Below are 24,795 nucleotides of genomic sequence, written 5' to 3'. Positions count from 1 at the left end.
CGTTGTCCTAGACTCACCGGCATGTCAGGCCGTGACCCGTTCTGTCAGCCCCGCCGCTTCGGCCGCGGGGCCGCCCTGACATTGGTGTTCGCGAGCGTGCTCGTCGCCGGTGCGGCGACCGGCTCCCTGCCCGGACCCGAGCGGAAGTCCCCGTCCGGCACCGCCCGTTCGGCAAGCCCGGGGCCCCGGCACGAGGACGTCGCCGCGGCCGCCGCCGACGCCATGGCGGCCGGCAAGTCCCCCGTGGAGGCCGCCGAACGGGCGGTCAGCCGCAGCGGGGACCGCTGGGGGGCCATCTACTCCCGCGGCGAGTACGAGGAGTTCCAGGAGGCCCTCGACGGCCGGTACACCGGGGTCGGGCTGTGGGCCCGGCGCCAGCGCGACGACGCCGTCGAGGTGACGAAGGTGCGCGCCGGCTCGCCCGCGGCCGAGGCCGGCATCAAGGTGGGGGACCGGCTGCGCAGCGTCGACGGCGCGAAGGTCGACGGCCGCCCCGTCAGCGAGGTCGTCGCCCTGCTGAGGGGCGACGCCCAGGACGCGGCCGCCGGCACGTCCGTCGTGGTGGGCCTGGAGCGCGGCGGCCGCGCCTGGGAGCTCACCCTGCGCCGGGCCAGGCTCTCCACCGACCCGGTCACCGTGCGGAAGGGCGCCGGCGGTGTCACCGTCATCCGGATCGCCTCCTTCACCAAGGGCAGCGGGGACGCCGTGCGCGCCGCCCTGCGCCGGACGCCCTCCGCCGCCGGGGTCGTCCTCGACCTGCGCGGCAACTCCGGCGGCCTGGTCACCGAGGCCGTCACGGCCGCCTCCGCCTTCCTCGACGGCGGGCTCGTCGCCACCTACGACGTCGACGGCGACCAGCGCGCCCTGCACGCCGATCCGGGCGGTGACACCGGCCGGCCCCTCGTCGCGCTGGTCGACGGCGGCACGATGAGCGCCGCGGAACTGCTCACCGGCGCCCTCCAGGACCGCGGACGCGCCGTCGTCGTGGGCAGCCGCACCTTCGGCAAGGGCTCCGTGCAGATGCCGAGCCGGCTGCCCGACGGGTCCGTGGCCGAGCTGACCGTCGGCCACTACCGCACTCCGTCCGGGCGGACCGTGGACGGGCGGGGCATCGCACCCGACCTGGAGGCGGACCAGCAGGTCCTGCAGCGGGCCGAGACGGTCCTCAGCGGCCTCGGCGACTCGTAAAACGGCTTCCCGCCGACCCCGTCCGTAGTGCGAAAATGGACGGCACTATGAGCAAGGGAATGTACGTACCGAAGGAGTCCCAGCCCAAGCAGGGCGGGTCCGCAGCGAAGGCCAGGGACGGCGAGAAGGGCGGCAGCAAGAAGATCGTCGCCCAGAACAAGAAGGCCCGGCACGACTACGCGATCATCGACACCTACGAGGCCGGTCTGGTGCTCATGGGCACCGAGGTCAAGTCGCTGCGCGAGGGCCGCACGTCGCTGACCGACGGCTTCGTCCAGATCGACGGGGGCGAGGCGTGGCTGCACAACGCCCACATCCCGGAGTACCACCAGGGCAGCTGGACCAACCACTCCGCGCGCCGCAAGCGCAAGCTGCTCCTGCACCGGGAGGAGATCGACAAGCTGGAGGCGAAGTCCCAGGAGACCGGGCACACCATCGTGCCCCTCGCCCTGTACTTCAGGGACGGGCGCGCCAAGGCCGAGATCGCGCTCGCGCGCGGCAAGAAGGAGTACGACAAGCGGCAGACCCTGCGGGAGAAGCAGGACCGGCGGGAGTCGGACCGCGCGATCGCGGCGGCCCGGCGCCGGCAGCGGGGCCAGTGACGGGCGGGAATGCACTGGCATCGTCCGGCGTTGGTCACGTACGATGGCATCGCACCTCACAGAGGGTGCGGCTTTTGAAAACACCACATGGGGATGATCGGTTTCGACAGCGGATGTCGAAGCAGGGGAAGCGTGTCGAGGAAGCGGCAATGATCTCGTAAACCATATGTCGCAAAAAATAATCGCCAACACCAAGCGCGATTCCTTCGCCCTCGCTGCCTAAGTAGCGACTTGCGAAGTGTCAGCCCGGGGCTGTTCCCGACCCGGATCCTGGCATCAGCTAGGGAACTAAACCTTGATCCCGGTCACGGGGTGAAGAGGGAAACCAAACAGTGACTGGGCCCGTCGGCGACTTGTTCGCGTGATCGCCGGGGCCGAGAAAATCACAGCGAACTGCACACGGAGAAGCCCTGCTTTTGCACCGTTGGACGCGGGTTCGATTCCCGCCATCTCCACGATCGAGAAGGCTCCGGCCCTCTCACCCATGTCGGCACAGGCCCCGTCGCTTCCGAGCGGCGGGGCCTGCGTCGTTCATGACACCGCCGCGCCGGGTGTGGGGTGCGTCACAGGCCACCATGCGGCAGACGCCCGTTGTGGTGTCCGGCCCCATATCGGCGTCCGGCAGGCGCTTCTACGGTCCTTCCGCATGACACCGACCAGAGCCGCACGACCTCGACTCGCCGTCCTGGTGACCCTGCTGGTCGCCCTGACCGCCGCGTTCCTCACCCCCGGCCGGGCCGCCGCCGCCTCGCTCCAGGAGGTGACCGGCTTCGGGTCCAACCCCGGCGCCCTGCGCATGTTCCGGTACGTCCCCGACGGACTGCCCGCCGGCCGGCCGGTGGTCGTCGCGCTGCACGGGTGCACCCAGGACGCCGCCGGGTACGGCACCGGCAGCGGATGGATCCAGCTCGCCGACCGCTGGAAGTTCTCCGTCGTGCTGCCGCAGCAGCAGACCGCCAACAACCTCTCCTCCTGCTTCAACTGGTTCCAGACCGGGGACATCGCGCGCGGCCAGGGCGAGGCCGCGTCGATCGCGCAGATGGTGGACCGCCAGCTCGCCGACACCTCCGGTGACGCCTCCCGGGTCCAGGTGACCGGGCTGTCCGCCGGGGGCGGCATGACCGCCGTGATGATGTCGGCCTACCCGGAGAAGTTCGCGGCCGGGGGGATCGTGGCCGGGCTGCCGTACGGGTGCGCGCAGGCCGCCGGGTCGCCGTACGTCTGCATGTACGTCGGCGCCACCCAGACCGCCCGGCAGTGGGGCGACCGGGTGCGGGCCGCGCGGCCCGGGTACACCGGGCCCTGGCCCACGCTCGTCGCCTTCCAGGGCACGGCCGACTACACCGTGAAGCCGGTCAATATGACCGACCTGGCCCGGCAGTGGACCGACGTGCACGGCACCGACCAGACCGCCGACGTCGGCGACACGGTCGCCGGGTTCCCGCACCAGGTGTTCCGGGACGCCTCCGGGCGCGCGGTCGTGGAGACGTACAGCCTCACCGGGATGGGCCACGGGCAGCCCGTCGATCCCGGCAGCGGCGCCGAGCAGTGCGGGACCGCCGGGGCGTATCTGCTCGACGTGAACCTGTGCGCCGCCTACCGGATGGGCCGGGCCTGGGGGCTGGGCTGAGGCGAGGCGGTCTGTCGCCGCGGTCCGTCGTCCGGGATGCTGCTGAGGCATGAGCAGACCCGTGAACGATCGTGGGACAGGACCCGCCTCCCGGGCCCGCAGGTGGGGATGGCCGGTGGCGCTGGCACTGGTCGCCGCCGTCCTCGGGCCCGGGGCGCAGGCCGGCGCGGACTCCGACCGCTCCGGCCTGCCGGAGGCCGTCGACGCCGTCCTCGGGGACCCGCGGATGGAGGGCGGGACGGCGAGCGTCGTCGTCGCGGACGCGGCCACCGGGGAGGTGCTGTACCAGCACCTGCCCTCGACCCGGCTGATGCCCGCCTCCAACACCAAACTGGCCACGTCGGCCGCCGCGATGGACGTCCTCGGCCCCGGACACCGGTTCGGCACCGATGTGCTGACGACCGGGCGGCGTCACGGCCGCGTGCTCGACGGGGACCTGTATCTGCGGGGCACGGGGGACCCGGCCCTGCTCGCCGAGGACCTCGACGGGCTCGCCGCCCGGCTGGCCGCGTCCGGCGTCCGCCGCGTCGAGGGGCGGCTCGTCGCCGACGACACCCGCTTCGACGACCGGCGCCTCGGGCGCTCCTGGGCCGCCGACGACGAGTCCGCCTACTACTCGGCGCAGATCAGCGCTCTGAGTCTGGCACCGGACACCGACTACGACACCGGCACGGTGATCGTCACCGTGCGGCCGGGGGCGTCGGCGGGCGACGCGCCCGTCGTCACCGTCACGCCCGACACCGGGTACGTCGACGTCGAGGTGGACGCCAGGACCGTGGCCGCCGGCGGGGAGGACACGCTCACCGTCGAGCGGGAGCACGGCACGAACACCGTGGTGGTCTCCGGGGCCACTCCGGCCGGGGGCTCCGGGGCCAAGGAGTGGATCAGCGTCTGGGAGCCCACCGGCTACGCCGCCGCCGTCTTCCGGGAGGCGCTCGCGGACCACGGCATCGCGGTCACCGGGCCCACCCGGCTCGGCCGGCCGACCCCCGCGGGCGCACGGCGGCTGGCCTCGCACACCTCCATGCCGCTGAAGGACCTGCTCGTGCCGTTCATGAAGCTGTCCAACAACATGCACGCCGAGATCCTCACCAAGGCCATGGGGTACGCGGCCGCCCGGGAGGGCACCTGGGAGGCCGGGCTCGCGGCGGTCGGCGGCTATCTGGAGCGGGCCGGCGTCGGCAGGGACCGGATCCGGCAGGTCGACGGCTCGGGGCTGTCGCGGATGGACGCCTTCCCGGCGGACCAGCTCGTCCGGCTGCTGCGGGCCGTGCGCGCCGAGCCCTGGTACGCCGACTGGTACCGCGCGCTGCCCGTCGCCTGCCATCCCGACCGGTTCACCGGCGGCACGCTGCGCTCGCGGATGTGCGGGACGCCGGCCGCGCTCAACGCCCGCGCGAAGACCGGGTCGTTGACCGGCGCGTCGGCCCTGTCGGGCTATGTCACCGACGCGGACGGACGCGAACTCGTCTTCGCCGTCGTCCTCAACAACTACCTCGCCTCGTCGGTGAAGGCGCTGGAGGACGCGATCGTGGTGACCCTGGCCGGGTCGCGGGAGGAGGCCGCGGTGCCGGCTCCCGCGCTCAGGAGCGGGGGGCGCGGCGACCTCGAGTGCGCGTGGCGCAAGCCCGCCCTGTGCTGAACGGAGGATGGCCCGCCCCGGACCCGTACGGGGGATTTCCGGATCCGGGGCGGTGCCGGTGCCACGGCCGTGTGGGAGAGGCCGCGGCTGTTCGGGGCGCCGGCGACGGGGGAGGACGCCGGCGCGGCCCTCAGGGGACAGGGGTCACGCGAAGGCGGGCGCGTTGCGCTTGGCCCAGCCCGCGAAGGAGCCCGCGGGACGGCCGAGGAGTCGCTCGACGTCGGGGCTGACGCGCTGCTCGGCGGGCAGCGGCTCACCGAGGATGTCGAGCGTGCCGTCGATGACCGGCTCCGGCATGAACCGCGCCATGTGCTCGCGCGCCTGCTCGCGGGTCAGCTCGACGAAGCCGACCTCCTCGCCGATGGCCTCGGCGAGCGCGGCGGCCTGCTCGCGCGGGGTGACGGCGGCCGGACCGGTCAGCTCGTACGTCCTGCCGGAGTGGCCCTCCTCGCGCAGCACCACGGCCGCCACGGCGGAGATGTCCGCCGGGTCGACGACGGGCAGGGCCACGTCGGCGAACGGGGCGATCACCGCGCGCTGGGTGCGGACCGTCTCGATCCAGGCGTAGGCGTTGGAGGCGAACCCGCCCGGGCGCAGGATCGTCCAGTCCAGGCCGGAGCCGCGCACGGCCTCCTCGAACTCCCGCAGCCGGCCGTGCGAGAGGGCGTCCGGGCGGGTGGCGTTGATCTGCGAGGACAGCAGCACCACGCGCCGCACCCCGGCCTCCCGGGCCGCGGCCAGCACCTCGGTCGCGGGTGCGCCGCCGCCCAGCAGATCACCGGCGAGCAGCAGGAACAGGGCCTCGGCGCCCTCCAGGGCGGGGCCGAGGGTCGAAGGATCGGCGAGGTCGGCGCGGACATGCCGCGCTCCCTCCGGCAGGTCGTGGGAGAGGGGATTGCGGGAGACGGCCGTGACCTTCTCGCCCGCGGCGGCGAGCGCCTCGACGAGCGGACGGCCGACATTCCCGGAGGCTCCGGTGACAACGATCATGAGAACTCCCAAAAGCGTGTGAACAAGGGTGAGTTGGTGCCAAGCGGTGCGATGTCTTCGACAGTAGCATCCTCGGTATAGTAGGTACCTAGAGGAAAGTGACTAGGGAGTCGCCGCGTCCTCCAGTTCCTCGTAGCGGACCAGCAGAGCGCGGCCCAGCCGGGCCAGTCGGGCGCGGGCCGCGGGCGGCCCCACCACCTCCACCCGGTCGGCCAGACCCGCCAGTTGCGCCGCCAGCACCTCCAGGGACGGCCCGGCGGCCTCGATCTCCCGGCGGCCGTCGCGGAGCAGCCGCCCGATCCGCAGCCGCCCGCCGAACAGCCGCTGCAGCACGGGCAGGGCGTCCTGGTCGGCGCGGGCCGTCACGGTCGCCGCGAGCAGCCGGTCCTCCAGCCGGCCGGCCAGCGACCGCCAGGCCGCCGCCAGATCGAAACCGGCGGGCCGCCGCACCGGCTCACCGGTGGGCTCCGCCGAGGAGACCCGGCCCAGCCGGAAGGACCGCAGGCCGTGCGCGGTGCCGGCCACCAGGTACCAGTGGCCCGCCTTGTGGACGAGACCGAGCGGGTCCACGGTCCGCTCGTCCGGCTCCTCGCCGGGGCGGGCGTACCCCAGCCGGACCCGCACCCCGTCGAGGACCGCGTGCTCCAGCGCCGCCAGATGCGGATCGGCCGCCGTCACGGCGGTGCCCGACCAGTCCAGCTCGTCGACGATCCGCGCCCGGGACGCCGCCTCCGCGTGCGGCCGCAGCGGCTCCGGCACCGCGCGCAGCAGCTTGCGCAGCGCCGAGCGCAGTTCGGGGGAGGCGCCCGACGAGCCGGCCGCCAGGAACAGGGCCCGTACCTCCGGCGAGGTCAGCCCGGTCAGATCCGTGCGCGCCCCGCCGACCAGTTGCCAGCCGCCGCCCCGGCCGCGCTGCGCGTAGACGGGGACGCCGGACGCGGTCAGGGCCTCCAGGTCGCGCCGCGCGGTCCGCTCGGACACCTCCAGCTCGGCGGCGAGCTCCGCCGCGGTGACCCGGCCGCGCGCCTGGAGGAACAGCAGGGCCGCCACCAGCCGGTCAGCGCGCATCACTGATCACCCCTTCGGGAAAATAGGCCGGAGGGTGGCCCATTTCGCCGGAAGACTCGACGGCATGACCGATCCCGTGAACACTTCCGCCACCCCGCTCGCCGACCCCCGCGACGGCCTGTTCAAGGCCGTCGACCTCGCCGGTGACGTGCTCGCCGCCGTACGGCCCGAGGACCACGACCGCACCACGCCCTGTCCTGACTACTCGGTGCGCCAACTGTCCCTCCACCTCGTCTCCGTGCTCCGCCGGGTCGCCGTGATCGGCGCGGGCGGGCAGTTCTTCTCCGTCCCGCACTTCGCCGAGGACGTCGCCGACGGCGCCTGGACCGAGGCCTGGGCCGCCGGGACGAAGGAACTGCGCTCCGTCTGGTCGGATCCGGCGGTCCTCGGCCGGGAGATCGGGCTGCCCTGGGGTCCCGTCCCCGGCGCCGCCGCCGCGGTCATCTACACCAATGAGTTCGTGCTGCACACCTGGGACCTGGCCAAGGCGACCGGCCAGAAGCCCGCGTGGGACGACGCCGTACTGGCCGCTCCGCTGGCCGCGATGCACCGGGCCGTGCCCCGCGAACCGCGCGGCGGGCAGGTGCCGTTCGGTCCCGTCGTCGACGTCCCGGACGACGCCCCCGCCATCGACCGCCTGGTCGGCTGGTACGGCCGCAGGCCCTGACCCCGTCGCCGCCCGCGGGTGCCCGGAGGGGAGGGCACCCGCCGGCGGCCGGCCGGCGCTCAGGCGCCTATGGACTGCGGGAAACGGAAGAACCGGTGCGGGTCGTACGTGTTCTTGACCCGGGCCAGCCGCGGGTAGTTCTCCGCGTAGTACGACTGCTTCCAGTCCGTCAGCGAGGGGTCCATCCAGTTCTGGTAGCTCTCGCCGTTGGACAGCGGGTCGATCGTGGCGAAGCCCCGGTCGACCCAGGCGTTCGCGACCGCCTTGGCCTCGTCGGTCACCTGGGCCGGATCGTTGATCAGGACCCGGTAGTTGACCGAGAAGAGTGTGTCGCGGTGCACGTACGCGGTCGCCGTGCGGGACAGCTCGTTGGCGGCGCCGCCGAAGAAGTGGAAGTCCAGGTAGCGCGCCTGGCCCGCCCTGCGGTCCGCGTCGAACGCCGTCATGACGTCCGCCCAGCCGCTCGCCGCGTACGGCGCGCTGCCCAGACGGGTGCGCTCCAGGCCGTAGGCGGGGCGGGACAGGGTGCCGGCGGGCGTCTTCTCGGAGCGCTGGCAGTGGTCCTCGGTGAGGGTGGCGCAGCCGAAGATCATCATCATGAGCTGCTGGTACGTCATCACGCCGTCCTGGCGCTGGACCGGCGCACCGGTCAGGGCGAGCAACCGGGCGCTCTCGGCGCTCAGTTCGGCCGGGGTGCCGCGGGAGGCGAGGAAGACGTTGGCCTGCGGCACCGAGCCCGGCGCCGCGTCGGGCTGCACCACGTAGGCGCCGCCACCGATCGTGTGCGGGGCGTCCACCAGCCAGCGGGCCACGCCGTCGAGGACGTCGGCCATCCGGTCGTAGGGGAAGATCAGGTTGCTGATCGCCATCTGGTCCCCGGTGTGCGGGGTCACCGTGAACCGGGTCACGACGCCGAAGTTGCCGCCGCCGCCCCCGCGGATCGCCCAGAACAGGTCCGGGTTCTGCTTCGCCGAGGCGGTCACCACGCGCCCGTCGGCCAGCACCACCTGCGCGGCGGTCACCGCGTCGCAGGCCATGCCGGTCGGCCGGGTCAGGAAGCCGAAGCCGCCGCCCTGCAGGAAGCCGCCCGCGCACACCGTCGGGCAGCCGCCCTCGCTGACCACCAGGTGGTGCGGGGCCAGCGCGTTGAGGATGGTGACGTTCTTCGCGCCGGGGCCGATCTCCACCGACGAGGCGCTCTTCACCGTCACGGCGCCGAGCTGGGACACGTCGATGATCAGGCCCGGCGTCGTGGACCAGCCGCCGTAGTTGTGGCCGCCGCTGCGGACCGCGGTGCGCACGCCGTGGTCCTGGGCGAAGCGCACACACAGCGAGACGTCCTCGGCGCTGCGGCAGTAGGCGACGGCCTGCGGGTTCACCGCGTCGAACTGCCCGAGCTCCAGCTGCCGGGCGACGGTGTAGTAGGGGTCGGACGGCAGCACGAGCCGGCCCGAGAGGCGGGCCGCGAGCCGGCCGTAGGGCACGCCCGAGCCTTCGGCGGCCACCGGAACGGAGGGTACGAGAGCGAGACCGGCGGCTGCGGAGCCGGCGCCGAGCAGGGTTCTACGACTGATCACACGGTGTCCCAGAGTCGATACGGGTGACGGACGGTCGGGGGAGCGGCCCGCACAGGGTGTGGCGCTTGGGGGTGACACCACGCCCTGTGCGGGCCGGATCGGGGGCGGCGGTCAGGAGACCTTCTTGCCGCGCATGGCGGACTTGGCGACGCCCTTGAGCATCGCGCGGCCCAGGTCGCGCATCTCCTTGGGGCCGTTGGTGCTGGCCCACCACATGAACTTGATCATCGTGGGGGTGGTGGCCCGGTAGAAGCGGTGGTCCTCGCCGTCCTTCCAGCCGAACGGCGTGTTGACCGACTCGCAGTCGTTGATGGCCTGGAAGACGATGTCGGCCGCCTTGTCGCCGTCGATCTCGCCGGCCTCGTACTTCAGGCAGGTCTCGTGGGTGACGTCGAGCAGATGCTTGAAGGCGTGGCTGTCCGGCCACCACAGGCCCGGGTAGGGCGCCTTCTCCATCTCGCGGAAGTGGCGGTCGTCGCCGTCCAGGACGAACTCCTGGCGGGCCTGGATCTGGCGCATGGTGGCGGGCGTGGTGAAGCAGGCCCACACCCGGAACACCGCGTTCCAGAGCCGGAAGTGGGAGAACGCGATGTACGAGCTGTTCACGATCATGTCGTTGTACGTGAGCAGGCCCTGCTCCAGGCGCTCCACGTACTCGAAGCGCTCGGCGGAGAAGTCGTCGTCGCGCAGCGCCTCCAGGACGCGGTAGCACAGGGCGTCCACCACCTCGAAGGTGTTGGACAGGCCGCGCGAGTACAGCGGGTCCACGAACCCGGCCGCGTGCGACATCAGGCACCAGCGGTCGCCCACGGTCTGCTTCGAGGAGTACTGGATGCGGTCCGGCGTGGAGATCCACTCACGCACCCGGCGCGCGCCCTCGAACTGGCGCTTCACGGCCGGGTACATGTCGAGGTAGTGCTGGAACTCCTCGTCCGGCGTCTTGTCCTTTGGCTGCGGGTACAGCCGCTCGTCGAAGGTCAGCCCGACGCTGCACATCGGGTTGCGGGAGTCCTTGTAGTTGTCGAACGGGATGATCCAGAACCAGCCGCGCTCGATCAGATGGTGCAGGGTGCCGCCGTGGAAGGGGGACTCGGCGGGCGGACGCAGCGCGTCGGGGTAGTTGCACACGTCGTCGTAGGGCTTGATGCCGACGTAGTGCGTGAACATGGAGCGGGCGTGGTGCCGGATCCGCGACGGCTTCTCGCGCAGGTCGAACTTCTGGGCGAGCGGGGAGCGGAAACCGCTGGCGTCGATGAGGTACTTCGCGCGGAAGACCTCGCCGTTCTGGCCGGTGACCGTGACGCCCTCGTCGTCGAAGTCCAGGTCGGTGGCCCGCCAGTTCTGGCGCAGCGTGCAGCCGTACTTCGCGGCCACGTTGAAGTAGTAGGTGTCGGTGTCCTGGCGGAACATGTGCGACGCCTCGGTGAGCATCTTCGGGATGACGAACATCGTCGCCTCGCGCGGGTCCGGCTCCCGGTCCGGGACGTGCCGCACGAAACCGAAGCTCTGCTTCCTGCCGTGGTGGGCGCCGATGTACTTGGTGACGGCCTTGATGTCGAGCAGGTGCTTGAGCTCGGGCACGTCGTAGCGCACGGCGAGGATGTGCAGCCACTCCACGAGCTGCGGGTTCTGCGACTCGCCGACCGCGAACCGCGGGTGCTGGCCGGCGTCGACGAGCACCACCTTCGCGCCCTGCCGGGCCAGGATCGCGCCGGTGATCGAACCGCCGATCCCGGCGCCCAGGATGATGACGTCGCACTCGGTCCCCTCGCCGGGCCTCGGCGCCGTCTTCTGCGTCTCGGCCTTGCTGGGCATCTCTGTCTCGGCCTTGCCGGTCAACTCGGGACTCCTCTTCTGGCGGTGGGGGCTCAGCCGGCGGCGGGGGCGCCGAACCAGCGCTGCAGGGCGGTGGCCAGACCGTCGGCGGTGCCGTCCGTCCCGACCCAGGCGATGTAGCCGTCGGGGCGCACCAGCAGGTCGGCGGCGGGGGCCTCCGGGTCGGGCCGGGAGGCGGCGACGACGTCCACGCGGTCGGCCCAGCCGGCGGCGGCCTTCGTCAGGGCCTCGCCGCCGCGCAGGTTCAGCAGCAGCGGGCGGCCGCGCGTGAGCAGCTCGTACGTGCTGGTCTTCTCGTCGCCGGCCAGCAGGTCCTGGTCGGGCAGCCGGCGGCCGAGCAGCGGGTGCCCGCCCTCGCCCATGTCGTAGGTGATGTCGAGGCCGGTGACCAGGCCGACCAGGTGCTTGCGGACCGCCTCGATGCCGACGAGTTCGCCGAACAGCTCGCGCAGCGGCTGCATCTCGGGCCCGCCGAGGTAGAGGGAGCGCTGCACCAGGGTGTTGGCGACGATCCGGCCGCCGACCGGGTGGCGCTCGGTGTGGTACGTGTCCAGCAGCCCCTCGGGCGCGTGGCCCTTGAGCGCGGCGGCGAGTTTCCAGCCCAGGTTCACCACGTCGCCGACGCCGGCGCTGATGCCCTGCGCGCCGATCGGGAGGTGGATGTGGGCGGCGTCGCCGGCCAGGAAGACCCGGCCCGCGCGGTACTCGGCGGCCTGCCGGCTGGCGTCGGTGAAGTAGCTGGTCCACAGCGGCCGGTGGCCGGTGATGTCCTCACCGGTGACGCGCTGGAAGGCGGCGGCCACCTCGGGGAAGGTGGGCGCCTCCGTCGTCGGGCGGACCCCGGCGCCGCGCTCGAAGACGACCACACGGGTGGCCTGCGGGCCCAGCGGCAGCACCACGACCATGCCGGACTCGCCGACCTCGCCCGTCGGGCGGATGCGCAGCTCGTTGGTGGCGACGTCGGCCATCAGCATCTCGATGGTGGCGCTCGTGCCGGGGAAGTCGATGCCGGCCAGGCGCCGCACGGTGGAGCGGGCGCCGTCACAGCCGACGAGGTAGGCGGCGCGCAGCGTCTGGACGCCGTCGGGTCCGGCGACCTCCACGGTGACGCCGTCGTCGTCCTGCGTCATGCCGACGACCTCGTGCCCGCGGCGGACCTCGGCGCCGAGGCCGGTGGCCCACGTGTGCAGGATCGCCTCGGTCCGCGACTGCGGAACGCCCCGGACGCCGAAATTGCCGCCCTCGATGATCTGGTAGTCGATGGGCAGTCCGCCGAAATGGCCGAAGGGTATCGTCTCGAGTTCACCGAATTCATCGAGAAGTCCGCGCTGCCCGAACTCCTCGATGGTGCGTGCGGAAAATCCGAGGGCGCGGGACTGCTGCATCGGTGCGGTCAGCCGGTCGAGCACCAGCACCTCGTGCCCCGCCAGGCGGAGTTCACCGGCGAGCATGAGTCCGGACGGGCCGGCCCCGGCGACAATCACGTCGGCATGAAAACGGTTCATGTTTCCTCTCCCAGTGGATTTTTCACCAGTATTCCGGGGGAGTCGGGGAAGCTGAACTGCCCCAAGTACAGGTCTCTGACAAGTTTCGTCAGAGGTTCTTCAGCAGGGTCAGGGGGTGGAAATACGCCGAGGACGCCGGCGGTTTCGCGTCCGGCGCCCTCGGCGGGTGTGCGGCCCGCTCACAGCAGGCCCAGGACCCGGTCCACGTCGATCTCGATGACGACCAGGCCCGGTGGCTCCGGCGGCGGCGACCAGTACCGCTTGGCGTACCGCCGGGCGCCCTCCTGGACCCGGAACGGGTCGTCGTGCACGGTGGCGGTGCCCTCCAGGGTGATCCAGCGGGGCCCGGCGGTCTGGCACAGGGAGACCCGGCTGCCGGGCGCGGCCAGTACGTTGCGGGCCTTGCGCCGGGTCACCGCGGTCATCACCCGGGCCAGTCCCGCCTCACCGTCCCAGGTGAAGCGCACGGGCGTCACATGGGGCGAGCCGTCGGGGCGGAGGGTGGTGAAGGTGCACAACTGGTTCTCGGCGAGGAAGTCCTCGGCCGCGGAGGACAGACGCGGTGACGTCGGCATACCGGGGTCCGATCTCAGGCGTGGGGGGCGGTGGCCGGCTGGTCCGCGGCCTTGGTGAGGGGCAGCAGGATCAGCGTGAGGACCAGGCCGGCCGCGGCGAAGCAGCCACCGGCGAGGAACGCGTCGTGGAAGACCTCGGTACGCGCCTCGGTCACCCGCGCGGGCACCCCGTCCGCCCACTTGGTCAGCTCCTCGACCTGGCGGAAGGCGTAGGTCGCGGCCACGGCGAGGCCCAGGGCACCGCCGACCTCCTGCGCGGTGTTGATGAGACCGGCGGACAGACCGGACTCGTCCTCCTCGGTGCCGGTGAACGCGGCCACCTGCACCGGCACGAACGACAGGCCGAGACCGAGGCCGGAGATCAGGAAGGCGGGCAGCAGGTCCACCGCGTAGGAGGCGTCGGACGGGGCCCGCCACAGCAGGAACATGCCCACGCTGGTCAGGGTGAGCCCGACCATCAGCACCGGCTTGGCGGCGACCTTCGTCACCAGCTGGGAGGCGACCCCCGCGCCGACCGCCACGATCACGGCGAGCGGGACGTACGCCAGACCGGTGCGCAGCGCCGACCAGTTCAGGACCTGCTGCATGAACAGGCTGGCGAAGAAGAACAGGGTGACGCAGGTGCCCAGCAGCAGGATCGCGACGACGTTGGAGGCCCGCAGCGACTTGCGCTTGAAGACGCCGAGCGGGATCAGCGGCGCCTGGGCGCGGCGCTCGATCAGCAGGAACGTGATGAGCAGGACCGCGGAGAGGGCGAAGCCGCCGTAGACGCGGGCCATCGGGACGTCGGAGTCGTCGACGGTCTGGCCCAGGCTGAAGATGAGCAGCACCAGACCGGCGGTCAGGGTGACGGCGCCGGCGACGTCGAAGGACCTGCTGCGCTCGGCGGCCCGGCTCTCCGCGACGACCCTGGGGGCGAGCACGGCCAGGACGAGGCCGATCGGCACGTTGATGAAGAAGATCCAGCGCCAGCCCGGGCCGTCGGTCAGCAGACCGCCGAGGGTGACACCGGCGACGGCGGCGATCCCGCTCAGCGCGCCCCACGCGCCCAGCGCCTTGTTGCGCTCGGCGCCCTCCTCGAAGTTGTTGGCGAGCAGGGACAGCGCTGCGGTCGCGATGAACGCGGCGCCGAGGCCCTGGGCGCCGCGCGCCACGATCAGCATGGCCGCGCTCTGCCCGAACCCGGCGAGCAGCGAGGACAGGGCGAACAGGATCAGGCCGGTCTGGAGCATCCGGCGGCGGCCGAAGGCGTCGGCGAGCCGTCCGGTCAGCAGCAGGAAGCCGCCGAGCAGCATGCCGTAGGTGGTGACGATGTACTGCAACGACGTCTGGGAGATGTCCAGTTCGTCCTCGATCGTCGGCAGGGCCACGTTGACGATCGACACGTCCAGGAAGGTCATGAACCCGGCCAGGCAGAGGAACGCCAGGATGAGTCCCGGGCGCCTCGGCGGGGCCGACGCATCGGTGGAGTGGGGAAGGCGCAGCGACTCTTGGGTCGACATGTCGCTCCTAGTGGGAGGTGAACGGAAGGGTTCCGTAGGGACGGGACAAGGAGGGAAAGGACATGGCGCGGGGCCGGGAGCGGGGAAGCTCACCGCCTTCCGGGAAGCTAGCATCCTGGGTAAAGTAGGTACCTAGAGGAAAGTGGCTTCCTAGGAGGATCCGCATGGACAGCACGGGCACCATGGGCGGCGCCGTGAAGCACGGCGCCGGGGTCGACTCGGAGCTGGCGTGCCCGGTCTCCCCGGTGGTCGACATCGTCTTCAGCCGCTGGACGACACCGATCCTGTGGACGCTGAACGAGTTCGGCCGGCAGCGCTTCGTCGAGCTCCAGCGCAACATCCGCACCATCACGCCGAAGGTGCTCACCCAGCGGCTGCGCCAGATGGAGCGCGACGGCCTGGTGGTGCGCACGTACCACCCGGAGGTGCCGCCCCGGGTCGAGTACGAGATCAGCGAGCTCGGCCGCAGCCTGGCGCCGATCTTCGCCCACCTCGCCGACTGGTCCGCGGAGAACCTGCACAAGGTCGAGCGGGCCCGGCGGGAGTTCGACGACGCCGACCTGCCGGCCGCGGCGTCGCGCTGACGGCTCAGCCCCGCGCCGGCGCCGGGGCGTCCAGGGCGCGCATCGCGCCCTTGTAGAACACCAGCGGATCGGCCTCCTCCTCGGAGGTGCCGAGGGCGGTGACCTCGCCGACCACGATGGCGTGGTCGCCGCCGTCGTACTCCTCGGCGAGGCGGCACTCCAGGAACGCGAGCGCCTCGGTGAGGACGGGCAGTCCGCCGCCCGAGCGGTGGTGCGGGACCTCGGCCAGCCGCGCGGACTCACGGCCCGCGAACTTCCAGGCGAGTCCCTCCTGGCGGTGCGTCAGGAAGTTCACCACGAAGCCGCGGGAGCGCTGGAGCACCGGCCGCAGCCGGGACTGCCGGTGCAGGCAGAACAGCACCAGCGGCGGCTCCAGCGAGACGGACGTGAAGGAGTTCACCGTGGTCGCGGCGCCGTCCTCCGGGCCGCCGGTGGTGATCACGGTGACGCCGGTGGCGAAACTGCCGCACACCGTGCGCAGCGCGCGGCCGTCGACCGGTGGTCGCGGCTGCCGCTCGTGCTGGGACAACGGCTGGACGGGTATCACTGGATCCCCCTCGTCAGGTGCGCGGCGCGGTCGCGTCCGCGACGGGTGTGGGTGCCTTGGGGTGGTCGCCGGCCGTGAGGTGCTCGCGCCGGGACAGCAGCGGGGCCGCCATCGCCGTCGTCACGAGGGCCATGATCACCAGCATGGTGAACATCCGCCCGTCGAGCACGCCGAGGCTCACCGCGGCGTTGAGGATGATGAGTTCGGTCAGGCCCCGGGTGTTCATCAGCACGCCCAGGTCCTTCGCCTCGCGCCAGGACAGCCCGGACAGCCGGGCCGGGGCGATCGCGCCGAGCAGCTTGCCCGCGCAGGCCACGGCGATGACCAGGGCCAGCGACAGGCAGTCGGCCGCCGTCAGCGAGCCGAGGTCGACACCGAGGCCGGTGACGATGAAGAAGACCGGCAGCAGGACCACGCTGACGTCGTCCAGCGGCCGGCGCAGATGCGCCGCGAGCACCCGCCGGGGTTCGCGCGGCATCACGAAGCCGAACAGGAACGCGCCGAAGATCTGGTGGATGCCGATCCACGACGTCAGCCACGACGAGGCGAACACGCCCGCGCACAGCACCGCGAGCAGCGCCGCCCAGCGCTCCGTGGCCGCCCACCGCCAGACCAGCCGCGAGATCAGCGGCCGCACGACGACGAGCATCACGGCCACGTACACGACGCTCAGCGCGCCGATCCGCGCCAGGTCCGCGTAGTCGCCGTCCGAGCTGACCAGCGCCGAGACGTACGCCAGCAGACACCAGGCGAGGACGTCGTCGATCGCGGCGCTCGCCAGCGACAGGGCGCCCACCCGGGTGTCCATCAGCTTGTTCTCGGTCAGGATCCGGGCCAGCACGGGGAACGCGGTGACGGACATCGCGGTGCCCATGAAGGTGGCGAACGCCAGGAACGAGATGTGCTTCCCGGCCACCGTGTCGTGGTGCGGGTACAGCACGGCGGCGGCGGCCACCCCGAGGCCGAAGGCCAGCACGATCGACGACAGCGAGACCCCGGCCGCCAGGCGGGCGTGCGGCCGGATCAGCCGCCGTTCGAACTCCCAGCCCACCACGAACATGAAGAGCACCAGGCCGACCTGCGATACCGCCGACAGCAACGGGCGCACGTCCGCGGGGAACAGACGGTTCGTCAGATCGCCGGGCAACAGGCCCAGCAGGCTCGGACCGAGCACGATGCCGGCCGTGATCTCCCCGATCACCTTCGGCTGGCCGACCTTGCGGGCGAGCGCCCCCAGACCGGCGCCGACCAGCAGGATCACCCCGATGCCCAGCAGCATCGCGGCGATCTGGTCCTCCTGGACGCCGGCCGCCAGGGCCCTCATCGGGCGTCCGCCGGGCGCGGGGGACTGCCCGTCGACCACACCAGCTGGAACGACAGCTCCGTCAGCCGCCAGCCGTGACCGGTGCGCCGGGCCGCCCCCCGCACGAGCGTGCCGGAGACGAACAGCGGATCGCCGGGGGTGTCCGGGTGGTGCACATGCGTGGAGACCAGGTTGGCCCGCAGCACCGCCCGCTCGTCACCGGTGAGGTCCACGACCGCCGGCGAGTTGAGATGCTGGGTGCGGGCGAAGGCGTCCAGCGCCCGCCGGTGCCAGTCGGCCAGACCCCCGACGCCCTCGTGCCGGGCCATCGGGAACTCCACGCGGGCGTCGTCGGTGAACAGCCCGCGCGCCCAGTCGTCGTCGAGCTTTTCGTCGTCGAGACCTAGGAGATATCGGTCGAGCAGCCCGCCGATTTCGGCTTTCGCAGTGAGGGAATTCATTACCCGAGCATCGCGTGCGGGCCAATCGGCACCCAAGAGCACTTGTCGAAGACCTGACGTTGCCGCAGAAGATCTGACGCTGCTGGGAAAGACCTGACAATCCGCGCGGAGTCCTGAACACAACGCCCTTCACCAGCGGTTGCGGCCTTGTCATGCTGGTTCGGAAGCACCGATCACCATTCGAGTTCTGCTTCTTTCATCAACCGATCGACCGGAAGAGAAGAGAGAATGCCGAAGATCGCCGCCGATGGTAAGAACCTGACCGTCCTCAACCTGTTCTCCACCGACTCCGCGGAGAAGCAGGACAGCCTGCTCGCCGCGATGCGGGAAATCGTCGACTCCGCGGCCTACGAAGGCTGGCGGTCCAGCACCGTGCACAGCGGGCAGACCAAGTTCGGCACCGCCAACTTCATCCAGTGGCGCTCCACCGAGGACCTGGAGGCCCGGTACGCCGGCGAGGAGTTCAAGCACCGCACGCTCCCCCTGTTCGGTGAGATCACCACCGCCATCCGGCTGCTGCAGAACGAGGTGGTCTTCACCCAGCAGAAGCCCGGCGCCGACGAGACCGAGATCTCCCCGGAGCGCGACGACTACACCGTCATCGACCTGTACGGCGTCACCGAGAAGCACCAGGACGACCTGGTCGAGGCGCTCGGCGCGTCCCAGGACTGGCTCCAGAAGGTCCCCGGGTACCGCAGCCACACGGTGCTGCGCGGACTGCGCGGACGCAACGTCGAGGGCAAGTGGGTCGTCGTCTACTCGCAGTGGGACAGCAAGGAGGCCTACGACGCCTTCCTCGCGCAGCCGGCCGCCGAGCGCTCGGCGGAGCGGCAGAAGGTCGACGCCGCCGTGGACGCGCTGGCCACCTGGCGGGACTCCAACACCTACCGCGTGGTGCACACCCGGTCGGCGGGCGAGTGAGGGCAGGGGGTGCCGGCCGGGCGGGACCACCCGCCCGGGCATGACGGGCCCCCGGTGGAGTCCAGATGCGCGTACTTGTGATCGACCCGGATGACGGGTCCGCCGAACCCCTGGTCTGCCGCCTGGTGCGCAACGGGCACCAGGTCCGGCGGGCCCGCACCGGCCGGGCGGGCCTGCAGGCGTGGGAGCAGGCCGAGGTCGTCCTGCTCGACCTGGACCTGCCGGACCTCGACGGTCTGCAGGTGTGCGCCGAGATCAGGGCGCGCGGCAGCACACCGCTGATCACCTTCACCGGCCGGGACTCCGAGCTGGACCGGGTGCTCAGCCTGCGCTCCGGCGCGGACGACTGCCTGGTCAAGCCGTACGGCTTCCGGGAGCTCGCCGCGCGGATGGAGGCCGTGACCCGCCGCGTCGCGACCGGCGGCGGCCCGGCCGGGGTGTCCTGCGGGATCCTGCGGCTGGACCCCGGCACCCGCGAGGCGTGGCTGGGGGAGCGGCCGCTGGAGCTGACCCGCAAGGAGTTCGACATCCTGCTGCTGCTCGCCTCGGCGCCGGAGACCGTGATCTCCCGCCGGAACCTGATCGCGGGCGTCTGGTCGGACGAGTGGGCCATCTCGACCCGCACCGTGGACACCCACGTCAGCGCGTTGCGCGCCAAGCTGGGCGAAGGCTGGATCACCACGGTCCGCGGTGTGGGCTACCGGCTGGAGGACACCGCCCGCACCGCCCAGGACCGCGGCCGTGCGGGGCCCGGCACCGGGGCGGGCCCGGCGGGACACCTCGACGGGATGGCCGGCTGAGCACCGGTGGACACCCCGGGTGCGGGGGCCGCGCGGGCCGCCCGTCAGGCCGCGCTGTCCCCGTCGGCCTCGGCCTCCTCCGCCTCCAGCGCGGCGTCGCGCGAGGCGAGGAGGGCGACGGCCCGCTCCTCGGTGAGTTCCAGCGTCGGCAGGATCTGCGGTATCGCCACGCTGGGCAGCAGATGCCGGAACATCGCGATGACCCGGCGGGTGAGATCACGCCGCTGGCACAGCACCTGCGACGTCCACTGGATGCCGGTGAACGCCCCGGACAGCAGCTCCGCCGTCTCCGCCGGATCGACGTGCGGCAGCAACTCGCCGCGCTCCCGCGCCGCCACGAGCAGCTCGGTCAGCCGGTCCGCCCACTCCTGGAACGGCCTGCCGTGGAACGGGTTGCCGGCCTCCCCGTTCTCGCTCCACTGGTCCATGGCGAGCCCGACACTGGCCCGGGTGAGCGGGTCGTGCCGCAACTGGTGGGCGAACAGCAGCCCCTGGTCGGCGAGTTCCTGCAGCTTCGTGCGCTGCGCGGGCAGCGGTCCCAGCTCCAGCTGCGCCGCTATCACCCCGAGGGCCAGGTCCTCCTTGGACGAGAAGTGGAAGTACAGCGCCCCCTTCGTCACGCCGGCCCGCGCGATGATCTCCGTGATGGTGGCCGTGCTGTAGCCACGCTCGTCGAACACCTCCGCCGCCGCCAGCAGGATCGACGTGCGGGTCTGGATCGCTCGTGCTTGACGTGCCATGCCCCCGTGCCTGTTTCTATGTCAGAGCTTGGTCAGGTTCCCCCGCAAAGAGAACCGGACTGCCAGTCTTTTGTCGAGAGGGGAACTATTTCCGCATGCATCGACTCAGGGGGCACTCCATGGCTGATCCCGCTATATCCGTAGTCGACAGATTCGTCGGGCCCCGTCCGCATCTGACCCGGGCGCAGGAACGATCCGACACCGCCTCGGTGGCCTCACCGGCCCGTCCGGTCCGCCCGCGCCGCGAGAACGCCACGGCCAACCGCTCCGAACAGACCCTCGTACGCCTCGCGTACCAGACCGACTCCCCGGTTCTGATCGCCGACGGCCGGGCCACCGGAGAGCTCTGCCACCGCCCCGACGCCGCCGACCGCTTCCCGGTCGACTGGCTGCGCCTGTCCGAGCACCGCTTCCTCGTCACCGTCGACTGGCCCGCCGACCACCGCTTCTTCACCCCGCGGCCCGGCGGACGGCAGGACCCGATGCTGGTCGCCGAGACCACCCGGCAGGCCACGATGATGCTGGCGCACGCCGAGTACGGCGTCCCGGTCGGCGACCAGTTCCTGATGCGGGAACTCGGCTACCGGCTGCTGACCGACGACTTCACCGTGCTCGCCGCCTCGGGACCGATCGACGTCGTCGTCGAGTGCTCGGACGTGCAGCTGCGCGCCGGACGCCTCGTCGGGATGCGGGTCGACCTGCGCTTCCAGCGGCTCGGCCGGGCCCTCGCCACCAGCATGGGTGTCCTGCACTGCACCTCCGCCCGCGTCTACCGCAGACTGCGCGGCGCGAGCATGGGCGCGGCAGGCGGGGCGGTGCCGCTGCTGCCCGCCGTCCCCGCCCACGAGACCGGCCGCACCGACCCGGCCGACGTCGTCCTCGCCCGGTCCAAGCACCGCCCCGGCTGGCGGCTGCGCCTGAACACCGCGCACCCGACGCTCTTCGCCCGCCCGAACGACCACGTCCCCGGCATGGTCCTCCTCGAAGCCGCCCGCCAGGCCGCCACCGCGCTGACCCCCGGGCACGACTTCCACCCGGCCTCGATGCGGGTCGCCTTCCACAAGTACTGCGAACTGACCGAGCCCTGCTGGCTCCTGGCCGGCCACGAGACGCACCCCGAACAGGGGCCGGTGGTACGGGTGCGGGGCGTCCAGGGGGAGGAGCCCGTCTTCACCGCGACCCTGGGGACCGCCGTACGGGGCGACGGGTGAGCCCGCACGTCCTGGTGACGGGGTCCGGTGGGTTCGTCGGCGGCCACGTGGTCGCCGCGGCCGGCGCCGCGGGGGGCGTACGGCTGCGGCTGCTGGTCCGCACCGGCCCGTCCGGCCCCGGCCCGGCGGCCGGCATCCCGGTCACCCGGGTACGCGGCGACCTCACCGAGCCCGCCTCGCTCGCCGGCGTCTGCGACGGCGTCGACGCGGTCGTGCACTGCGCGTCCCGCGTCGGCGGCGACCCCGAGGAGCTGCGGCGCACCAACGACCTGGGCACCCGCGCCCTGGTCGAGGAGGCACGGCGGGCCGGCGTCCGGCGGTTCGTGTACCTGAGCACCGCGGCGGTGCACGGCAGGGGCCCGTTCCGCGCGGTCCGGCCGGGCGGGGTCCCCCTCGCGCCGGTGTCCGGCACCAGCAGGACGCGGGCGGCGGCCGAGGGCCACGTGCTCGCGGCGGGCGGCACGGTCCTGCGGCCCCACCTCGTGTACGGGGCGGGAGACCGCTGGGTGGTGCCCGGGGTGCTGACCCTGCTGCGCACGCTCGGCGCCCGGCCCGAGGGGCGGCTCGGCCGGCAGTCGATGGTCGACGCCGCCGCCCTGGGAAAGGCACTGCTTTCGGCCGCGCTCGCGCCGCCGGACCGCGTGGGCGGTGTCCGGTTCGTCAACCATCCCCGGCCGGTGGCGGGTGAGGATCTGTTGACCGCGGTCGCCGAAACGTACGGTCTCCTTCCGGGGGCCGTGCCCGGCCTGCCCCTGGAGGAGGCGCGCGCCCGGCTGCGCGGTCATCCGGTCGCCCTGCACCACCTCGAACTGCTCGCGCTGGACCACTGGTTCGACGACCCGCCGGTCTGGGACGCGCTCGGCTGCTCCCCCGGCCCGGCGTTCGCCGAGGGCTTCCCCCGGTACGCCGCCCGGTACCGGAACGCGGAGCCGGCCCCGCCGCCGGAGCCCGGCCGGGCTCAGGACACGCCCGACGCCGCCCTCTCCGTGCCCAGCGCCTCTTCCGGGGAGCAGGGCAGATAACGGGAGGTGGCCAACGCGTACTCCACCAGCTCGGTGGTCCCGCCGGGGTTCAGCCGGCCGAGCAGATCGGGTACGGCGAGCCCCGGCAGGAAGCCCTGCCAGAAGCCGGTGAAGGCGAGCTGTGTCCGCTCCGCCTCACCCCCCTTGATCAGCACCCCTATACCGGTCGTGGCGGCGACGATGGCGCAGGTCACGGCCTGGAGGTGGACCTGCTGCGCCAGGCTGCCCTCCTGCCGCGCCCGGTCGAGCAGACGCTGCACGGCGGCGTGCCAGGCGTGCAGGAACTGCTCCCGCCCGCGCCGGGACCGGTCGTTGTCCAGCCGCAGTCCCGCCCGCGCGACGACGTCCCAGGAGAGCAGCTGGCTCAGGGTGTGGGAGACGTCGGTGAGCGCCTGGAGCGGCTCAGAGTTGCGCTCGTAGGCGGTGCGGGCGGCGTGCCACAGGGTGCCGCGCGCCTCGCTCACGACGGCCTGGGCCAGCTCCTCCTTGTTCGCGAAGTGGAAGTGCAGCGCGCCGGTGCTCATATTGGCCCGCGCGCTGATGTCGGAGAGTCTGGCCGAGGCGTAGTCCTCGCGGTCGAAGACCTCGGCCGCCGACTTGAGCATCAGCCGCCGGGTGCGGATCGCCCTCTCCTGTTGTAGTCCCACCTGCGTGCATCCTCTCATCCCGCCCGTCCCGAAACGGACTTGAAGGTCTGTTTGGCGGGCGCGAGTGCCCACCCCGGGGGTGCGTCGGTGTGGTCGGCGGCCCTCAACGTTATCGACACTCCGTCAGTACTGCCCAGAAGATCACACTTTCCCACCTCGGGACCAGGCTGAGGGCGAAGTGGAAGCGGGGAATCAGACGGCCGAGAACGTTCTGGACGGTATACCACCGCGTCCGGAGGAGCGGAACACGTGCGGCACGACCGTTTTCAGCTCTCTACCTGCGCACCTCTGGATGCGCAGGAGGAGGTCAAGAACATACCGCGTCCGCCGTCAGTGACTCTTCGCTCTGGGTTCACGGTCGAAAATTACTCGCGAGGCGAAGCGAGGATCTTGAAAGGGGTAACGCTCTGCAGCGGAATTGATCCTTCAGTTCGTATCAACTCTGACGAACTTCGCATCGATTGTGACGGATGGTGAGTTTACCTAGTCTTTTTTTGACAAACCGAGAGGTAGGTTTTTAGGCTCGATCAGCGAAGTGCTCGAGCGGGAACTACGTGTTCAGGGGGAGAGCAGTGAGTCAACGCGTCATGAGCAGCACTCTGGAGATCCGTCAGTCCGTCCCGTCCCACATCCGCAAGCCGGCCACCAACTGGCGGGTCCTGGTCGTCGAGAACAACACCGGCGACCGGGATGCGCTCGCCGCCGGACTCCGGCGGCACGGTCACCATGTCGAAGGGGTCGCCACGGGGAACGCGGCCCTCCAGTCCTACCAACTCTCGGACATCGTCCTGCTCGACCTCGAACTGCCGGACGTGGACGGCCTGGAGGTGTGCCGTTCCATCCGCGCGCTCAGCGACGTGCCGCTCATCGCCGTGACCGGGTGGGGGACGGAACTGGACCGCGTCCTCGGCTTGCAGGCCGGCGCCGACGACTACCTCGTCAAGCCGTACGGGTTCCGCGAGCTGATGGCCCGCATGGACGCGGTGATGCGCCGCTCGCGTCCGCAGATCCAGGCCGAACAGGTGGTCCTGCGCGGTCCGTTACGCATCGACGCGGCCTCCCGCGAGGTCAGTCTGCACGGCCACGTCGTGGAACTCACCCGCAAGGAGTTCGATCTCCTGCACCTGCTGGCCTCCCACCCGGAGACCGTGATCTCGCGCAAGCGCATCATGCAGCAGGTCTGGGGCGGCTCCTGGTCCCGGCGCACCGTGGACACCCATGTCAGCAGTCTGCGCGGCAAACTCGGCGGCAGCGACTGGATCGTCACCGTGCGCGGGGTGGGCTTCCGCTTCGGCAGCGGCTGACGGCACGAACCGGCGGGACGCGACGCGCGTCACCGCCGGCCGAGGTGAAGGGCGGGCTCCGCATGACGGAGCCCGCCCTTTCGTCTGCCCGGCACCCTTTTCGAGCCCCGGAATCCATCCATTCCGTACGGCCCCGAATCCCCGTACCGCCAGGGGTTCGACGGGCCGTCTGACGCTTTTCTGACACTTGCCTGGCCCTGCGCCAACAAAGCGGTAGCGGTCCTGTCGATCTGGTCCGAAGGCTTAATGGGCGGCTGTTGAAGACCACCCTCTCCCGAGCCGACGATGGACAGGTATTCGGGCGCCGGCCCAGGAAGTCGAAATACCCCCGGGCGCGCTCGATCATCCCTGAATTCCAGCCGAGCGAGGAGAGGGCCGTCGTGCGCAAGGTGCTCATCGCCAACCGTGGCGAAATCGCTGTCCGCGTGGCCCGGGCCTGCCGGGACGCCGGGATCGCGAGCGTGGCCGTCTAC

General features: G+C 71.8%; 24 protein-coding genes and 1 other RNA gene. 13 read left to right on the top strand and 12 right to left on the bottom strand.

The genetic code is table 11. The features are described 5' to 3' along the window. Positions 1 to 21: 21 nt before the first annotated feature. The 5 genes from ABZ899_RS29955 (at position 22) to dacB (ending at position 5,062) form a co-directional block, all read left to right on the top strand. Positions 22 to 1,188, top strand: a complete 1,167-nt coding sequence (locus ABZ899_RS29955) for a S41 family peptidase (RefSeq protein ID WP_361351945.1) — start codon at positions 22 to 24, stop codon at positions 1,186 to 1,188. A 59-nt stretch (positions 1,189 to 1,247) separates the two neighbouring features. Continuing rightward, entirely contained in the window at positions 1,248 to 1,790 is a 543-nt protein-coding gene (smpB, locus tag ABZ899_RS29950; RefSeq protein ID WP_361352076.1) for an SsrA-binding protein SmpB, read from the top strand. An 89-nt stretch (positions 1,791 to 1,879) separates the two neighbouring features. Beyond that, positions 1,880 to 2,248, top strand: a transfer-messenger RNA (tmRNA) gene (gene ssrA, locus ABZ899_RS29945). Positions 2,249 to 2,436: 188 nt separating this feature from the next. Next, complete coding sequence (locus ABZ899_RS29940) at positions 2,437 to 3,420, top strand: PHB depolymerase family esterase (protein WP_361351942.1); 984 nt, start codon at positions 2,437 to 2,439, stop codon at positions 3,418 to 3,420. Positions 3,421 to 3,469: 49 nt separating this feature from the next. Further along, complete coding sequence (gene dacB, locus ABZ899_RS29935) at positions 3,470 to 5,062, top strand: D-alanyl-D-alanine carboxypeptidase/D-alanyl-D-alanine-endopeptidase (protein ID WP_361351939.1); 1,593 nt, start codon at positions 3,470 to 3,472, stop codon at positions 5,060 to 5,062. Between the two features lie 144 nt (positions 5,063 to 5,206). Here dacB and ABZ899_RS29930 read toward each other — a convergent pair whose 3' ends face one another. Beyond that, positions 5,207 to 6,052, bottom strand: a complete 846-nt coding sequence (locus ABZ899_RS29930; RefSeq protein ID WP_361351936.1) for an NAD(P)H-binding protein — start codon at positions 6,050 to 6,052, stop codon at positions 5,207 to 5,209. 102 nt (positions 6,053 to 6,154) lie between these two features. Then, positions 6,155 to 7,120: a WYL domain-containing protein gene (locus ABZ899_RS29925; protein WP_361351933.1), complete on the bottom strand. Its 966-nt coding sequence runs from the start codon at positions 7,118 to 7,120 to the stop codon at positions 6,155 to 6,157. Between the two features lie 64 nt (positions 7,121 to 7,184). On the opposite strand from ABZ899_RS29925, the gene ABZ899_RS29920 reads away from it, so the two are divergent. Then, positions 7,185 to 7,787 (top strand): TIGR03086 family metal-binding protein, encoded by a 603-nt coding sequence (locus ABZ899_RS29920; protein ID WP_361351930.1) that lies wholly within the window; start codon positions 7,185 to 7,187, stop codon positions 7,785 to 7,787. A 59-nt stretch (positions 7,788 to 7,846) separates the two neighbouring features. Here the strand turns inward: ABZ899_RS29920 and ABZ899_RS29915 are convergent, their stop codons facing one another. From ABZ899_RS29915 to ABZ899_RS29895, 5 genes are all read right to left on the bottom strand, one after another. After that, positions 7,847 to 9,364, bottom strand: a complete 1,518-nt coding sequence (locus ABZ899_RS29915) for an FAD-binding protein (RefSeq protein ID WP_361351927.1) — start codon at positions 9,362 to 9,364, stop codon at positions 7,847 to 7,849. A gap of 111 nt (positions 9,365 to 9,475) precedes the next feature. Next, entirely contained in the window at positions 9,476 to 11,203 is a 1,728-nt protein-coding gene (locus tag ABZ899_RS29910) for a tryptophan 7-halogenase (protein ID WP_361351924.1), read from the bottom strand. Positions 11,204 to 11,232: 29 nt separating this feature from the next. Beyond that, the gene (locus ABZ899_RS29905; RefSeq protein WP_361351921.1) at positions 11,233 to 12,705 is read right to left on the bottom strand and encodes an FAD-dependent monooxygenase; all 1,473 of its coding nucleotides are present in this window, start codon (positions 12,703 to 12,705) and stop codon (positions 11,233 to 11,235) included. A gap of 179 nt (positions 12,706 to 12,884) precedes the next feature. Next, a complete protein-coding gene (locus ABZ899_RS29900) occupies positions 12,885 to 13,280 on the bottom strand; it encodes a PPOX class F420-dependent oxidoreductase (protein WP_361351918.1) in 396 nt (131 codons plus the stop codon). 14 nt (positions 13,281 to 13,294) lie between these two features. Then, positions 13,295 to 14,782 carry an MFS transporter gene (locus ABZ899_RS29895; protein WP_361351915.1) on the bottom strand — a complete coding sequence of 496 codons (1,488 nt, stop codon included), beginning with the start codon at positions 14,780 to 14,782 and terminating at the stop codon, positions 13,295 to 13,297. A 164-nt stretch (positions 14,783 to 14,946) separates the two neighbouring features. Between ABZ899_RS29895 and ABZ899_RS29890 the strand changes: the two genes are divergently transcribed. After that, positions 14,947 to 15,366 carry a helix-turn-helix domain-containing protein gene (locus ABZ899_RS29890; protein WP_361351912.1) on the top strand — a complete coding sequence of 140 codons (420 nt, stop codon included), beginning with the start codon at positions 14,947 to 14,949 and terminating at the stop codon, positions 15,364 to 15,366. Between the two features lie 4 nt (positions 15,367 to 15,370). Here the strand turns inward: ABZ899_RS29890 and ABZ899_RS29885 are convergent, their stop codons facing one another. Genes ABZ899_RS29885 through ABZ899_RS29875 form a run of 3 tightly spaced genes read right to left on the bottom strand, consistent with a single transcriptional unit; the run spans position 15,371 to position 17,677 of the window. Then, positions 15,371 to 15,913 (bottom strand): flavin reductase family protein, encoded by a 543-nt coding sequence (locus ABZ899_RS29885; protein ID WP_361351909.1) that lies wholly within the window; start codon positions 15,911 to 15,913, stop codon positions 15,371 to 15,373. Between the two features lie 13 nt (positions 15,914 to 15,926). Beyond that, positions 15,927 to 17,237 carry a cation:proton antiporter gene (locus tag ABZ899_RS29880; RefSeq protein WP_361351906.1) on the bottom strand — a complete coding sequence of 437 codons (1,311 nt, stop codon included), beginning with the start codon at positions 17,235 to 17,237 and terminating at the stop codon, positions 15,927 to 15,929. Beyond that, complete coding sequence (locus ABZ899_RS29875; protein ID WP_361351904.1) at positions 17,234 to 17,677, bottom strand: nuclear transport factor 2 family protein; 444 nt, start codon at positions 17,675 to 17,677, stop codon at positions 17,234 to 17,236. Before ABZ899_RS29875 ends, ABZ899_RS29880 begins: the two co-directional genes overlap by 4 nt. A 228-nt stretch (positions 17,678 to 17,905) precedes the next feature. Between ABZ899_RS29875 and ABZ899_RS29870 the strand changes: the two genes are divergently transcribed. Beyond that, on the top strand, positions 17,906 to 18,598 hold the full coding sequence (locus ABZ899_RS29870; RefSeq protein WP_361351901.1) for an antibiotic biosynthesis monooxygenase family protein: 693 nt from the start codon (positions 17,906 to 17,908) through the stop codon (positions 18,596 to 18,598). Positions 18,599 to 18,663: 65 nt separating this feature from the next. Beyond that, positions 18,664 to 19,398 carry a response regulator transcription factor gene (locus tag ABZ899_RS29865; RefSeq protein ID WP_361351899.1) on the top strand — a complete coding sequence of 245 codons (735 nt, stop codon included), beginning with the start codon at positions 18,664 to 18,666 and terminating at the stop codon, positions 19,396 to 19,398. 44 nt (positions 19,399 to 19,442) lie between these two features. Here ABZ899_RS29865 and ABZ899_RS29860 read toward each other — a convergent pair whose 3' ends face one another. Then, positions 19,443 to 20,138 carry a ScbR family autoregulator-binding transcription factor gene (locus ABZ899_RS29860; protein ID WP_361351896.1) on the bottom strand — a complete coding sequence of 232 codons (696 nt, stop codon included), beginning with the start codon at positions 20,136 to 20,138 and terminating at the stop codon, positions 19,443 to 19,445. 119 nt (positions 20,139 to 20,257) lie between these two features. Here ABZ899_RS29860 and ABZ899_RS29855 point away from each other — a divergent pair, with 119 nt between their 5' ends. Beyond that, positions 20,258 to 21,349, top strand: coding sequence for a ScbA/BarX family gamma-butyrolactone biosynthesis protein (locus tag ABZ899_RS29855; protein WP_361351893.1), 1,092 nt, complete (start codon positions 20,258 to 20,260; stop codon positions 21,347 to 21,349). Beyond that, positions 21,346 to 22,371 (top strand): NAD-dependent epimerase/dehydratase family protein, encoded by a 1,026-nt coding sequence (locus ABZ899_RS29850; RefSeq protein ID WP_361351890.1) that lies wholly within the window; start codon positions 21,346 to 21,348, stop codon positions 22,369 to 22,371. The genes ABZ899_RS29855 and ABZ899_RS29850 overlap by 4 nt, the downstream gene beginning before the upstream one ends. Here ABZ899_RS29850 and ABZ899_RS29845 read toward each other — a convergent pair. Further along, positions 22,308 to 23,018 (bottom strand): ScbR family autoregulator-binding transcription factor, encoded by a 711-nt coding sequence (locus ABZ899_RS29845; protein ID WP_361351887.1) that lies wholly within the window; start codon positions 23,016 to 23,018, stop codon positions 22,308 to 22,310. The two genes, ABZ899_RS29850 and ABZ899_RS29845, sit on opposite strands and share 64 nt — an antisense overlap. 587 nt (positions 23,019 to 23,605) lie before the next feature. On the opposite strand from ABZ899_RS29845, the gene ABZ899_RS29840 reads away from it, so the two are divergent. Both ABZ899_RS29840 and ABZ899_RS29835 read left to right on the top strand, forming a co-directional pair. Next, positions 23,606 to 24,322 (top strand): response regulator transcription factor, encoded by a 717-nt coding sequence (locus ABZ899_RS29840; RefSeq protein WP_361351884.1) that lies wholly within the window; start codon positions 23,606 to 23,608, stop codon positions 24,320 to 24,322. 257 nt (positions 24,323 to 24,579) lie between these two features. Further along, on the top strand, positions 24,580 to 24,795 hold a 216-nt coding region (locus ABZ899_RS29835; protein ID WP_361351881.1), incomplete at its 3' end, for a biotin carboxylase N-terminal domain-containing protein.

Origin of the sequence: Streptomyces sp. NPDC046859 (assembly GCF_040645135.1) — a bacterium.
Classification (GTDB): Bacteria; Actinomycetota; Actinomycetes; order Streptomycetales; family Streptomycetaceae; genus Streptomyces.
The sequence above is the reverse complement of the archived record's forward strand: the minus strand, read 5'-3'. Positions and strand labels throughout refer to the sequence as shown.